The organism is Cytobacillus luteolus (assembly GCF_017873715.1).
In the GTDB taxonomy this organism is placed as follows: Bacteria; Bacillota; Bacilli; order Bacillales; family Bacillaceae_L; genus Bacillus_BV; species Bacillus_BV luteola.
Genome location: NZ_JAGGKM010000008.1, coordinates 1 through 13,498 on the forward strand (window position 1 = coordinate 1; position 13,498 = coordinate 13,498).

A 13,498-nucleotide genomic window follows, 5' to 3' on the forward strand; every position below is an offset into this window, starting at 1 on the left:
CAGTTATTTTTACCGCTTAGACCGATAAAGTCAGTACAGGACCGAAAACAAACTATCATGAACCGATAAGTAGTCACGTTTGACCGATATCATGCACCACTAGACCGAAAAATCACAACGGAAATAGACCAAACCCGATAAAAGACAGCGGTAACGAGCAAAAGTACTAAAACTGAACAAAATTAACCTAATTATTTGCAGGAATCAGAACCTCATGTATCGAAACTTTTCAAAATAATGAAAGGAGTTAACTATATGATAATAAAACCATGTGTTAAATCGATTCATCTTGAAAAGTTAGAAGCCTTGGTACGAAGAGTAGATCAAAATCACCCGAGTAGAAGTCAAATAGAAGCAGACTATGCAAAGCGTCTGTCGGGTTTCAGAGGAGAACAATCCTTAGAGTATCATTTAAGTTTCCTTCCTGATGAAGAATTCTACCTTCTATATAATCTGAGGTTATCCGAAAATAACAGATTCTTTCAAATAGATACCCTACTTATTTATCCAAGTGTAATCATAGTTTTAGAGGCGAAAAACTTTAGAAGTATGCTTACCTTTGATCAAAAAGGAAAGCAACTAATCCAAACAATAGAGGAAACTGAAAAAGGTTACCCTTGTCCGTTAATACAAGTAAGTCGTCATAAACTCCAACTCCATAATTGGTTGAACAGCTTTAACTTCAAAAATATACCCATTGAAACAATAGTGGTAATAACCAATCCATCTACTATCCTTAAAACAATCCCACTAAATGCCCCACTTCCGAAAAACGTTATCCGAAATACAATGCTTGCTGAAAAAAAAATCTATTAAAAAAGAGTACCCTCAGGAACTACTATCAATGAAAGATATTAAGAAACTATCAAAACTATTAATTAAGAATAATATCCCATACAATATCGATATCTTAGAACAATATCAAATAGATGAGGATGATATTCATACAGGTGTTTTTTGTCCTAAATGTCAGACGCTATCAATGGTTTGGAAGAGAGGGTCATGGCTTTGTAACTCATGTAATATTACTTCTAAGGACGCTCATTTAACTGCATTAAAAGACTACTCACTATTAATTGGTTCGACCATAACAAATCATCAAATACGAAGATTTCTTCATATATCCTCAGATACAACCGCAAAAAAGCTACTCAAATCAATGAAATTCCCTTACTCCGGAGTAAATAAAGCCAGGGAATACTACTTCCCTAAACCATAGCCCAATCACTTGCCCTAAAACCAGTACACATGAAACAATAATAAAAACACAGAATCAAAGCCCTAATTGCTCTTTGCTTCTGTGTCAAATAAAAATTTATTGCATCATCCCGTTAGAACCATATGGGAATTGGGTAGTTGTGTAATTGTAGAACTGCTGGTGTTTTTGCTGTACTTTTTGTTGGTCTTCTGCCTCAAGTTTATACCAACCATGCTTAAACATTAAATTATATAATTCACGTTGACAATCCTGTGTTTCATTAAATATAGTACGGAGATCCTGATACAATGCTTCGTGGCTAGCTTCATTCAATGCAGTACAGTATGCATCTGTCATATATTTTTCAGTAGCTAGCATATCGTTCATAAAATCTCGATCATTCATTTGTGGGGTTTTTGGTACCTGTGTCTTAGGATTCTTGATTTGATTCGGACTTTGATTTTGTTGGTTCATTCTATTTCCCTCCTTACTGCATCTGTTGGTTTTGTTGTTGATTTTGCTGTTGCTGTTGTTGCATCATCCCTTGTGTTGGCTGATTTGTATTTTGTAGGTGCCCAAGGATTTTTTCATAGTGACGCTGATGCATTTGACCTGCTTTGTCTAATGCTTGACTAAGTTCTGGAATTTGGCATTGACCAGCTAAGAAATGTGCTTTCTTAAGAGCCATTAAATTCCAAGACATCATGTCAGATAAGTAAAGCAAGTCCTTCGTAGTGATGACATTCGGAGCCTGTGACATAACTTGTTGATTCTGGTTCACATTTTGTTGTTGTTGCATTCAATTACCTCCTAGGTGAATAAACTTTAGAAAAAATTGGTTCAAATATACAATACAGACAATATTTTTCCACTTGATTTTGAAACTATACTAAAATTAGCCGACAAAGTTTACAAATTATCGACAAAAGTTTTGTGTAATCATATTCAAAACAGAATAAAGATGATAAAATGATGAAGGATTTAAGCAAGATTTAAATACTATGTATCCGTTTACAGGGGGGAATCAACATGGAACAACTAATGCGTAATTTCTTCTTGTTCCTGTCAAAAAATAAAATGCTAACTAAGTTAGCGAAGAAGTACGGTTTGCGTTTTGGTGCTGCTCGTTTTGTAGCTGGCGAAACTATCAAACTAGCAGTAGACGCCATTAAAGGATTAAACCAAAAGAATCTGTCTGTAACAATCGACTACCTTGGGGAATTTGTGGATAATGAAGCAGAAGCAAATGAAATGGCTGACAACTCAATTGAAGCAATTAAAGCAATTGGGAGAGAGAAATTAGACTCTCAATTATCATTAAAAATGACCTCAATGGGTTTAGATATTTCAGATGAAGTTGTTTTACGCAATATGCGTCGTATTTTAGAGGCTGCGAAAGAGAATGGTGTGTTTGTAACTATTGACATGGAAGACTATTCACGTTGTCAAAAGACGCTTGATATCTTTAAACAGCTAAAGTCTGAATACGATAACATTGGTACAGTGATCCAGGCATATTTATATAGAACCGTGCAAGATATGGAGGATTTGAACCATTATAATCCAAACCTTCGTCTTGTGAAAGGTGCTTATAAAGAGTCACCAGAAGTAGCATTTCCTGATAAAAAAGATGTAGATAATAACTTTAAAAAGATTATTAAAATGCACCTTCTAAATGGAAATTACACAGCGGTTGCAACACATGACGACGCTATGATCGAGTATACAATTGAGGTTGTTAAAGAACACGGTATTCCAAAAGACCAATTTGAGTTCCAAATGCTTTATGGAATTCGTCCTGAAAGACAAGAAGAATTGGTTAAAGAAGGCTACAAAATGCGCGTCTACGTTCCATACGGCAACGACTGGTATGGCTACTTCATGCGTAGATTAGCTGAAAGACCTGCAAACGTGGCTTTTGTTTTAAAAGGTATATTAAAGAAATAAATTTTTAAGGGAGAAGACGATTGTCTTCTCCTTTTTACGTTATTGTGTCCAGCTACAGCGCCTAGCCCCTCGAGGTCAAATAACCTGAGCCCTAAAAAGTCAAATGCGGACTTTTTAGGTCACAGAACATTTGCTTGTCGGGGCTGAGCAAGGCGCTTCCGCATTTCGTTAAAGCTCGCCCTGCGTATTATCAGCACCATACTGTTGATTTGTGGTTTGTGTTCTTCCACTTCTTTTATCAAACTTAGGGCCAGCATTGCCTTTTACGCTTGCAGCACTTACTCCACGTTTAGACGGGTCCTTTTGTTTTCTAGCCATCGTTTTCATCACCTCCATTGCTTAGATTCACCTATCTTGACTTGAACCATTCAGGTCAGGCAAAGAATAAAAAGCTTTCCGAAAAATTCGAAATTATGTTACTTATATATTGCGAAAATTATAAAAATCCTATATATTAGGAAGTAAGAACTTATTCATTTACCGGATTTTTTTTGATGAAAAAATGAATGAGTGTTCATTCAAAAGTTGTAAAGGGGGAAGCAATGAATGGTCCAAAGTATTAAAAAGGCGGCAGTTCTTGGTTCAGGAGTAATGGGATCAGGTATCGCGGCACACTTAGCGAACATTGGGATACCAACTTTATTATTAGATATCGTTCCACGTGAACTAACAGCAGACGAGGTTAAGAAAGGGCTTACATTAGAAGACAAGCAAGTTCGTAACCGCATGAGTAACAGTGCTCTACAAAAACTGCTTAAACAAAAACCAGCACCACTAACATCTAAATCAAACCTTGCGTTACTTGAAGCAGGGAATATGGAAGACGATATGGAGCGATTAGCTGACGTTGACTGGATTATTGAGGTTGTTGTAGAAAACCTTGATATTAAGAAAAAAGTTTTTGCACGAGTTGATGAAGTTAGAAAACCGGGAAGTATTGTTAGCTCAAATACTTCAGGAATTTCAGTAGAATCAATGGCTGAGGGACGTTCTGAAGATTTCCAAAAGAACTTCTTAGGAACACACTTCTTTAACCCACCACGCTATTTAAAATTATTAGAAGTAATACCTACTAAGAACACATGCCCGGATGTTCTTTCATTTATGAAGCAATTTGGTGAAGATGTTCTAGGGAAAGGTGTTGTAGAGGCGAAGGATACTCCAAACTTTATAGCAAACCGTATCGGTACATACGGACTTCTTGTAACCGTACAAGAAATGCTTAAAGGTGGGTACAGCGTTGGAGAAGTTGATTCTGTAACAGGTCCAATCATCGGTCGTCCGAAAAGTGCAACATTCCGTACTCTTGATGTAGTTGGCTTAGATACTTTTGTTCATGTAGCTAATAACGTATATGAATTAGTTGAAGGTGAAGAGAAGAAGGTATTCGAAGTTCCAGCATTCATGAAAACAATGCTTGAAAAAGGCTGGCTAGGTAGTAAATCAGGTCAGGGATTCTTCCTTAAACAAGGTAAAGAAATTTTAGAATTAAACCCTGAATCACTAGAGTATGAACCAAGAAAGAAATTAAAAACAGCATCTATTGAATTAAGCAAACAAGCGAAGAAGTTACCTGAAAAACTACAAACACTTGTTTATGCTGATGATCGTGCTGGTCAATTACTATGGAATATCACAACACCTGCACTACTATATTCTGCAAATTTACTTGGTGAAATTGCTGATGACATTCTTGCAATTGACCAAGCAATGAAGTGGGGCTTTGGTTGGGAACTAGGACCATTTGAGGTTTGGGATGCAATTGGCTTAGAAAACTCAGTGAATAAGCTAGAGGCACAAGGTGCAGTGATCCCTGCGTGGATTAAAGAAATGCTTGCAAAGGGTCATACAAGTTTTTATAAAAATGAAAACGGTTCACGTTTCTTCTATAACAATGGTGAATACAAACTAATTAAAGAAAACCCTAAAAATATTAATCTAAAAAGTATCAAAGAAAAGAATGGGGTTATTAAAAAGAATAGTGGTGCTAGTTTAATAGATATCGGTGATGGGGTTGCACTACTTGAATTCCACTCACAAAGTAATGCTATTGGATTAGACATCGTTCAAATGATCAACTTTGCCATTGAAGAGGTTAACCGTAACTTTAAAGGTCTTGTTATCGGTAATCAGGGGAAAAACTTCTGTGTAGGTGCAAACCTTGCCATGATGTTAATGGAAGCACAGGACGATAACATCTTTGAATTAGATATGGTTATACGCCAATTCCAAAAAGCAATGATGAATATCAAATATAGTCCGAAACCAGTTGTAGCTGCTCCATTTGGTATGACACTGGGTGGCGGAGCTGAAGTTTGTTTACCAGCTGCACACATTCAGGCATCAAGTGAAACATATATGGGCTTAGTTGAGGTAGGCGTCGGATTACTACCAGGCGGTGGAGGAAACAAGGAGCTTTATATTAAGCATCTTGAAAACATGCCGAATGGTGTAGAATTTAACCTTCAAAATGTAGCAAACAAAGTGTTTGAATCAATTGCTATGGCAAAAGTTTCAACATCTGCTCATGAAGCACGTGAAAATAACTTCTTAAATAATGCTGATGGTGTAAGTTTTAATGGAGATCACCTAATTTATGACGCAAAACAAGCGGTTTTAAGACTACACGAAAATGGCTACCACGCACCTGTTCGTAAGAAGGTTCCAGTAGTTGGGGAAACAGGATATGCGACTCTTTTATTAGGCGCTCAAACAATGCTCTACTCAGGCTATATTTCTGAGCATGATTTGAAAATCGCTAAAAAGGTAGCATATGTGATTGCAGGTGGTAAAGTACCATTCGGAACAGAAGTAGATGAGCAGTACTTACTAGATTTAGAAAGAGAAGCATTCTTAAGTTTAATCGCTGAACCAAAATCTCAGCAAAGAATGCAGCATATGCTTGTAAAAGGAAAACCACTACGTAACTAATATTTGAGGCCATTGCCTAATGGCCTTCTACTATAACAGTATACTCATAGAATATTGTTAACATTTGAAATGGGGGGAATATCGTGAGAGAAGCGGTCATCGTAGCAGGAGCTAGAACACCCGTTGGAAGATCTAAAAAAGGAACACTTGCAAGCGTACGTCCAGATGATTTAGGAGCACTAGTTGTTAAAGAGACTTTAAAACGTGCGGGTAACTATGAAGGTAATATTGATGATTTAATCATTGGATGTTCAATGCCAGAAGCAGAGCAAGGTTTAAATATGGCAAGGAATATTGGTGCATTAGCTGGATTAGATCATTCGGTGCCAGCCATTACAATTAATCGTTACTGTTCATCAGGTTTACAAGCCATTGCCTATGGAGCGGAACGTATTATGTTAGGTCATTCAGATACGATTATAGCTGGTGGGGCTGAATCGATGAGTTTAATCCCAATGATGGGGCACACAGTAAGACCAAATCTAAGACTTGCTGAAACACAACCACAATACTATATGGGAATGGGACACACTGCTGAGCAGGTTGCATTAAAATATGGAATTTCCCGTGAAGACCAAGATGCATTTGCAGTTCGAAGTCATGAACGTGCAGCAGCAGCAATTGCGGCAGGTCGGTTTGTTGATGAGATTGTGCCAGTAGAAGTTACGAACCGTTTTGTTGGTGACGACATGAAGGTAAGAGAGCAAAAGCTATTATTCTCTCAAGATGAAGGAGTTCGCCCTGGTACAACGGTTGAAGTATTATCAAAGCTTCGTCCAGCATTTAATGTACAAGGGACAGTAACAGCTGGTAACTCTTCACAAACAAGTGACGGAGCTGCTGCAGTTATGGTTATGGACCGTGAAAAAGCAGAATCGCTTGGGTTAAAGCCAATTGCAAGATTCCGTTCGTTTGCAGTTGCAGGAGTACCACCAGAAATTATGGGAATTGGTCCAGTTGCAGCAATCCCTAAAGCATTAAAGATTGCGGGTCTTGAACTGTCTGATATCGATTTATTTGAATTGAACGAAGCATTTGCTTCACAATCTATTCAGGTTATTCGTGAGTTAGGAATGGACGAAGATAAAGTAAACGTAAATGGTGGTGCAATTGCACTAGGACATCCACTAGGATGCTCTGGAGCTAAACTTACATTAACGTTATTACATGAATTACAACGCCGTAACCAACAATTTGGTATGGTAACAATGTGTATCGGTGGCGGAATGGGCGCTGCTGGCGTATTTGAAATGTTATAAAACAGAGATTCCATAGAAGTATCTAATTACTAAAAAATAAGGGGGAAACGGAAAATGACAAAAGCAACAGATAGCTTGATTAAAGGTGGAGCGTTTTTAATCGAGGACATAGAAGCTGACCGTATTTTTACACCTGAGGATTTTACAGAAGAACATAAATTAATGGCAAAAACAACGGAAGAATTTGTAGTTAACGAAGTTTTACCAGTCATTGAAGATATTGAAGAGCATGACTTTGAAAAATCAGTTGCCTTACTAAAACAAGCTGGTGAACTTGGTTTATTAGCTGTAGATGTACCTGAAGAGTACGGCGGATTAGGTCTTGATAAAATCAGCTCATCTGTTATTACTGAGAAGTTCTCAAGAGCAGGAAGTTTTTCTTTATCTTATGGTGCTCACGTAGGAATCGGGTCTTTACCTATCGTATTATTCGGTAACGAAGAACAAAAGCAAAAATACCTTCCAGGTTTAGCTAGTGGAGAAAAATTAGCTGCTTATGCTTTAACAGAGCCAGGTTCTGGTTCAGATGCACTAGGTGCTAAGACAACTGCTAAATTAAATGCAGAAGGTACTCATTATGTATTAAATGGTGAAAAACAATGGATTACAAATGCAGGTTTTGCAGATGTATTTGTTGTATACGCTAAAATTGATGGAGAGCACTTCTCTGCATTTATCGTAGAGCGTGAATTTACAGGAGTATCAACTGGCCCAGAAGAAAAGAAAATGGGTATTAAAGGTTCTTCAACTCGTACATTAATTCTTGAAGATGTACTAGTACCAAAAGAAAACCTACTTGGTGAACTTGGTAAAGGACATGTAATTGCATTTAATATCTTAAATATCGGTCGTTACAAATTAGCAGTTGGAACAATTGGTGGATCTAAGCGTATGGTTGATGTGGCAGTACAATACGCAAACCAACGTCAACAATTCAAAACACCAATTTCAAATTTCTCTCTAATTCAAGAAAAATTAGCGAACATGGCTACTAAAACATATGCAGTTGAGAGTTCAGTTTACCGTACAGTAGGCCTATATGAAGACCGCCAAGGTAAGCTTACGGATGAAGAGTTGAAAGACGGTAAATCTGTAGCAAATGCGATTGCAGAATATGCAATTGAATGTTCATTAAATAAAGTATTTGCTTCAGAAGTACTTGATTATACAGTTGATGAAGCTGTCCAAATCCACGGTGGTTATGGATTCATGGCTGAATACGAAGTGGAAAAAGCATATAGAAACTCTCGTATTAACAGAATCTTCGAAGGTACAAATGAAATCAACCGTCTATTAGTACCAGGCACATATGTACGTAAGGCAATGAAAGGTGAACTTCCACTATTCCAAAAGGCAATGGCTCTTCAAGAAGAGTTGATGATGCTTATGCCTGAAGAAGTTGGCGATGGTGTACTTGAGCAAGAAAAATATTTAGTACGTAATGCAAAGAAAATTGGATTACTAATTGCTGGTTTAGCTGCTCAGAAATTCGGTAAAGCATTAGAAAAAGAACAAGAAATTCTTGCAAATATTGCTGACATTATCAGTAATGTGTACGCAATGGAATCTGCGCTTCTACGTACTGAAAAAGCAATTAACAAAACTGGCCTTGAAAAGAACAACCAAAAGGTCCTTTATACGCAAGTATTCTGTCAAGAAGCATTTAACGAAATTGAAGCACATGCTAAAGAAACTCTTATTGCTGCAGAAACAGGAGATACTTTACGTATGATGTTATCAGCACTTCGCAAATTCACTCGTTACACTCCAATTAATGTAATTGCGAAGAAACGTGAAATTGCAGCTTCGATTATTGATGCAGAGCGTTATACAGTATAATTTTTTGTGAAGAAGGAGCTCCTAAAGGGGCTTTTTCTTTTGACTCTATTCAACACGGTTTAAAATTTTTGTCGAATTTATTTACCCAGTTAGCAGGAATTAAGATGAAGAAGTCGAAATCTAATTTGGGAAGAGAATCAATTAGTATTTCTTTGTACCTTTATGGTAAAATACAGTACTGTAGGATTTTATTTCTAAAGTAATAAAGAATACATCCAAAGAACGGTGGTGAGTACAGTTTGGCACTAACTTTTTATTGGTATCCGAAATGCGGTACTTGCAGAAATGCTAAAAAATGGTTAGAACAACATAATTTATCGTTTGAAGAAGTACATATTGTTGAACAACCGCCATCAAAAGAAGTATTAGAAAATTTATATCAAAAAAGTGGACTAGAGTTAAAAAAGTTCTTTAACACTAGCGGCCAAAAATACCGTGAACTTGGTGTTAAAGACAAAATGAAAACTGCATCAGAAGATGAATTACTTACATTGTTAGCTTCAGATGGTATGCTTATCAAAAGACCACTTGTAACAGATGGATCAAAAGTGACTGTAGGCTTTAATGAGCAAATGTTTGAAGAAAATTGGAAGTAAGGGTTAGAAGAACCCTATTTGGGAATTCTTTAAAATAGATTTTTAGTTTATGGAGGGAATAAATGATGAACACACCAAAGGAATTACGTTATTCAGAAGAGCACGAGTGGGTTAAAGTTGAAGGCAATGAAGTACGTATCGGAATCACAGATTTTGCACAATCTGAATTAGGTGATATCGTATTCGTTGAACTTCCTGAAGTTGGAGATGAAATTACTGCTGATGAGCCTTTCGGAAGTGTAGAATCAGTAAAAACTGTATCTGAACTATATGCTCCAATTAGTGGTAAAGTAATTGCAATTAACGAAGACTTAGATGACAGCCCAGAATTTGTGAATGAATCTCCATATGAAAAAGCATGGATGATCGTAGTAGAAGCTAGTGACCTAGGCGAGATTGATAAGCTTATGACGGCTGAAGAATATGAAGCAATGACTAAAGAAGACTAAAATAACAAGGAATTAGCAATTGCTAATTCCTATTTTTTTTGAGTAACATCACTCTACATGGACACCCTAACGATAAGTAAGTAAAGAAAGGGTGCTTGAATTGGTACTGGAAAATAAGCGAATGGACATTACTGATCGCATCGTTGGAAAGTTATCTGAAAACCAAGTGAATTTATATGATGAGTCAACCCTTGTTGGACGAATTGTTCTAAATACCCAAGGGAACAAGTATGAGCTAATGGAAGGATACGAACAAGGCAATAACAAAATATACAAATATGTGGATGTAACCACAGGACCTGATCAAAAATATGTAGATTGTGATTATGAAAATGGCTGGTGCTAATATAAGTTTAGAGCGGTGGGTTACTTTCCACTGCTTTTTCTGTTTATTACCAATAAAGAAACATAAACAATCTTATTCCTTTTTCCATACAATAATAGAGGGATATTCGTAAAATTTACGAATAATAGTAAGAAATCTATTGTACAATGAAACTAAGGTGATGGGAAATGACATTAGACTATTTTGAAAAAGTAATTATTGTAGAAGGAAAGTCAGATAAGAAGAAAGTATTAAATGTCATAAATGAAGAAATTGAGATAATATGTACGAATGGTACGATTAGTGTTTCAAGACTAGACGAATTAATCGAACATTTATATAATAAGGATGTCTATATCTTAGTTGATGCAGACGATGCTGGTGAAAAGTTAAGAAAACAATTTATGAGAGAATTGCCAGAAGCTGAACACATTTATATTGATAAAATGTACCGTGAAGTAGCTACATCCCCAGAGCAGCACTTAGCAACCGTTTTATTAGGTGCCAATTTTGATGTGCATGCAGAGTTTTTATTATAGAAAGGCATAGAACATGTTAAATGAATGGTCTGAGCAACAAGTAAATAAATTAATTCAAGAGGAACAATCCTTTTGTTTATACCTCTATACTCCGATGTGTGGTACATGCCAAGTTGCAAGCCGAATGCTGATGGTTGTACAGGAGTTAGTACCTAACAAAACAATGGGAAAATGTGATTTAAACTATATCCCTGTAAAAGCAAGAGAATGGGAAATTGAAAGTGTACCTTGCTTGTTACAATTTGAGAATGGAAAATTAACAGATGCCAGGATTTATGCGTTTAAATCTGTAGAACATTTATATAACACCCTAAAGTAGACACTATCATTATTGGTAGTGTTTTTTCTTGCATTTTTTTGTAAATGAAGTATGATTATTTAGGGTAGCGAAATATTCTGAGGTGTAAAGCATAATGACAACAATCATAGCGGATTGGAAGCATCAATATTTAACTTATAATCGAAACGTAAAACTCTTCATTATTACAAATATTTGTACTCAAATTGCAATGGGTATCTTTATGATCATGTATAATTTCTATATAAGAGAACTAGGTTATACAGAACAAGTTAACGGTACAATCATTTCCATGACTGCCTTAGCGTCTGCAATTATATTAATTCCAGCAGGTATTATAAGTGATAAGCTAGGCCGGAAAAAGGTAATGATTTACGGTATATTCTTTACCACCCTATTATTGTTTTTGCGAAGCTTGTTTGAGTTAGAACATTTTTTAGTCATAACAGCATTCCTAATGGGTTTATCTATGGCATTTCTACAAGTGTCAGCTATCCCTTGGTTAGCTGAAAATTCAACTCAAGCACAAAGGGTCCATTTGTTTAGTTTTCATTTTGCACTCATGATGGTAGCCAATGTTGTCGGAAATTTAATGGGTGGAGTCATAAGTGATGCATTTGTTTTCTTATTTGGGTTAACTCCTTTGATTAGTGTAAGAATTACACTCTTGATTGCGAGTGTAATATTCCTCTTAGGTATATTGCCTATTTTTAAAATGGAAGAAGTAAAAAAAGAGAAAGATTCAAAAAAGAAAGAGAAAGTCCCTTTCAAGACAGTGTTTAAAAATCAGAAGGGACAATTGAAACTTATTGTACTATTTGCTTTTGCACAATTATTAATTGGATTTGGTTCAGGATTGGTCGTTCCTTACTTAAATCTATATTTTGCCGATCGATTTGAGGCTAGTAATAGCGTTATTGGTATTGTTTTGTCTTTAGGTCAAGCGGCAACGGCAGTGGCTATGATTATAGGTCCTATCGTAGTGAAAAAGGTTGGAGAAGTGAAGGCTGTTGTGTTTCTCCAGTTAGCATCCTTGCCATTCTTACTGCTGACAGCCTACACAGAAAATCTTATTATAGCGATCATCGGATTCTTATTCCGTCAGGCTTTAATGAATGCGGGAAATCCGATTCAAGCATCATTAGTGATGGAAAGGGTTAATGATTCAATGAAAGGTCTTGCTAACTCAGTAAATCAGATGGTATTTTCCTTAGGCTGGGCAATGATGGGACCTGTGTCGACATCTTTTGTGTTAATTTATGGGTCATATTGGGGCTATGCTTATGTATTTAGCATAACTGCAGCTCTTTATCTAGTGAGTTCTACGTACTTTTACTTTGTCTTTAAAGGTACATCTTTCGTCAAAATTCAGAAGGCAGTCGCAAAAACATCATAATATTGACATATTTCTCGGGAAATGAACAATTTGTTGGTAATAATGGAGCAAATTGTTCTTTTTTATTCACAAATATTTCTTTTTGTCGAACGATTTATAGAGGAAATAGTACTACTTAATGGAATTAATATATAAGCTAACTGTACGAGGAGGATTCAACGTGGGTTTAGAAAAATTACTAACACATTTTTTAGAAAGACTCTACGGATTGGAACATGTTGTCTTACTATTACCAAAAGAACCACTCGTAATTAAGTTTGAAATTACTAGTATGGAAAATGCTTATTTATACCTTTCAAGTACAAGAAGCTCAGTGACTAATGGTCTTGAAGAACATATAACAATCAAGGGGAATGGGATAACGGATGTTATAAACGGGACTAGTAAACTAACTGACCTCATATATCATGAGAATATTGAGGTTATTGGTAGTTTGAGAAATATATTACTAATCGAATCCATATTCTACTTATCTCATGATAAAGAAATGAGAAAAATTGGATAAATAGGAATTGACAGTAAGTAATTGCGGTGTTATTATTCAGAATAATATCAATTTAATAGTTTACTTATCAAGAGTGGTGGAGGGACTGGCCCTTAGAAACCCGGCAACCGGTAAGATACACGGTGCTAAATCCTGCAGGTATATTTATGCCTGAAAGATAAGAAGAGTCTTATGGAACTCATCCTCTTCTTATGAAGGGGATTTTTTTATTTCACA

General features: G+C 36.2%; 16 protein-coding genes and 1 riboswitch. Of the genes, 13 read left to right on the top strand and 3 right to left on the bottom strand.

What is annotated here, in order from left to right:
• Positions 1–255 precede the first annotated feature (255 nt).
• Together J2Z26_RS19150 and J2Z26_RS19155 are read left to right on the top strand one after the other, a co-directional pair.
• Positions 256–816 (top strand): nuclease-related domain-containing protein, encoded by a 561-nt coding sequence (locus J2Z26_RS19150; RefSeq protein ID WP_193534854.1) that lies wholly within the window; start codon positions 256–258, stop codon positions 814–816.
• A gap of 28 nt (positions 817–844) precedes the next feature.
• On the top strand, positions 845–1,219 hold the full coding sequence (locus tag J2Z26_RS19155; RefSeq protein WP_193534855.1) for a hypothetical protein: 375 nt from the start codon (positions 845–847) through the stop codon (positions 1,217–1,219).
• A 96-nt stretch (positions 1,220–1,315) separates the two neighbouring features.
• Here the strand turns inward: J2Z26_RS19155 and J2Z26_RS19160 are convergent, their stop codons facing one another.
• Together J2Z26_RS19160 and J2Z26_RS19165 are read right to left on the bottom strand one after the other, a co-directional pair.
• Positions 1,316–1,672: a spore coat protein gene (locus J2Z26_RS19160; RefSeq protein WP_193470314.1), complete on the bottom strand. Its 357-nt coding sequence runs from the start codon at positions 1,670–1,672 to the stop codon at positions 1,316–1,318.
• A 13-nt stretch (positions 1,673–1,685) separates the two neighbouring features.
• Positions 1,686–1,997, bottom strand: a complete 312-nt coding sequence (locus tag J2Z26_RS19165; RefSeq protein WP_193534856.1) for a hypothetical protein — start codon at positions 1,995–1,997, stop codon at positions 1,686–1,688.
• A gap of 230 nt (positions 1,998–2,227) precedes the next feature.
• Here J2Z26_RS19165 and J2Z26_RS19170 point away from each other — a divergent pair, with 230 nt between their 5' ends.
• Positions 2,228–3,145: a proline dehydrogenase family protein gene (locus J2Z26_RS19170; protein ID WP_193534857.1), complete on the top strand. Its 918-nt coding sequence runs from the start codon at positions 2,228–2,230 to the stop codon at positions 3,143–3,145.
• Positions 3,146–3,313: 168 nt separating this feature from the next.
• Here J2Z26_RS19170 and J2Z26_RS19175 read toward each other — a convergent pair whose 3' ends face one another.
• Positions 3,314–3,463: a YuzL family protein gene (locus tag J2Z26_RS19175; protein ID WP_193534858.1), complete on the bottom strand. Its 150-nt coding sequence runs from the start codon at positions 3,461–3,463 to the stop codon at positions 3,314–3,316.
• Positions 3,464–3,691: 228 nt separating this feature from the next.
• Between J2Z26_RS19175 and J2Z26_RS19180 the strand changes: the two genes are divergently transcribed.
• The 10 genes from J2Z26_RS19180 (at position 3,692) to J2Z26_RS19225 (ending at position 13,282) form a co-directional block, all read left to right on the top strand.
• Positions 3,692–6,076, top strand: coding sequence for a 3-hydroxyacyl-CoA dehydrogenase/enoyl-CoA hydratase family protein (locus tag J2Z26_RS19180; RefSeq protein WP_193534859.1), 2,385 nt, complete (start codon positions 3,692–3,694; stop codon positions 6,074–6,076).
• 83 nt (positions 6,077–6,159) lie between these two features.
• Positions 6,160–7,335, top strand: coding sequence for an acetyl-CoA C-acetyltransferase (locus J2Z26_RS19185; RefSeq protein WP_193534860.1), 1,176 nt, complete (start codon positions 6,160–6,162; stop codon positions 7,333–7,335).
• Positions 7,336–7,389: 54 nt separating this feature from the next.
• A complete protein-coding gene (locus J2Z26_RS19190) occupies positions 7,390–9,174 on the top strand; it encodes an acyl-CoA dehydrogenase family protein (RefSeq protein ID WP_193534861.1) in 1,785 nt (594 codons plus the stop codon).
• A 239-nt stretch (positions 9,175–9,413) separates the two neighbouring features.
• The gene (locus J2Z26_RS19195; RefSeq protein ID WP_193534862.1) at positions 9,414–9,770 is read left to right on the top strand and encodes an arsenate reductase family protein; all 357 of its coding nucleotides are present in this window, start codon (positions 9,414–9,416) and stop codon (positions 9,768–9,770) included.
• A gap of 65 nt (positions 9,771–9,835) precedes the next feature.
• Positions 9,836–10,219, top strand: coding sequence for a glycine cleavage system protein GcvH (gene gcvH / locus J2Z26_RS19200; RefSeq protein WP_193534968.1), 384 nt, complete (start codon positions 9,836–9,838; stop codon positions 10,217–10,219).
• 91 nt (positions 10,220–10,310) lie between these two features.
• Entirely contained in the window at positions 10,311–10,565 is a 255-nt protein-coding gene (locus J2Z26_RS19205; RefSeq protein WP_325168898.1) for a YusG family protein, read from the top strand.
• 167 nt (positions 10,566–10,732) lie between these two features.
• Positions 10,733–11,083, top strand: coding sequence for a toprim domain-containing protein (locus tag J2Z26_RS19210; protein WP_193534864.1), 351 nt, complete (start codon positions 10,733–10,735; stop codon positions 11,081–11,083).
• A 13-nt stretch (positions 11,084–11,096) separates the two neighbouring features.
• Positions 11,097–11,402, top strand: a complete 306-nt coding sequence (locus J2Z26_RS19215; protein ID WP_193534865.1) for a thioredoxin family protein — start codon at positions 11,097–11,099, stop codon at positions 11,400–11,402.
• 94 nt (positions 11,403–11,496) lie between these two features.
• The gene (locus J2Z26_RS19220) at positions 11,497–12,777 is read left to right on the top strand and encodes an MFS transporter (protein WP_193534866.1); all 1,281 of its coding nucleotides are present in this window, start codon (positions 11,497–11,499) and stop codon (positions 12,775–12,777) included.
• A gap of 160 nt (positions 12,778–12,937) precedes the next feature.
• On the top strand, positions 12,938–13,282 hold the full coding sequence (locus tag J2Z26_RS19225; protein ID WP_193534867.1) for a hypothetical protein: 345 nt from the start codon (positions 12,938–12,940) through the stop codon (positions 13,280–13,282).
• 61 nt (positions 13,283–13,343) lie between these two features.
• Positions 13,344–13,446, top strand: a riboswitch (SAM riboswitch).
• Positions 13,447–13,498: the final 52 nt, after the last annotated feature.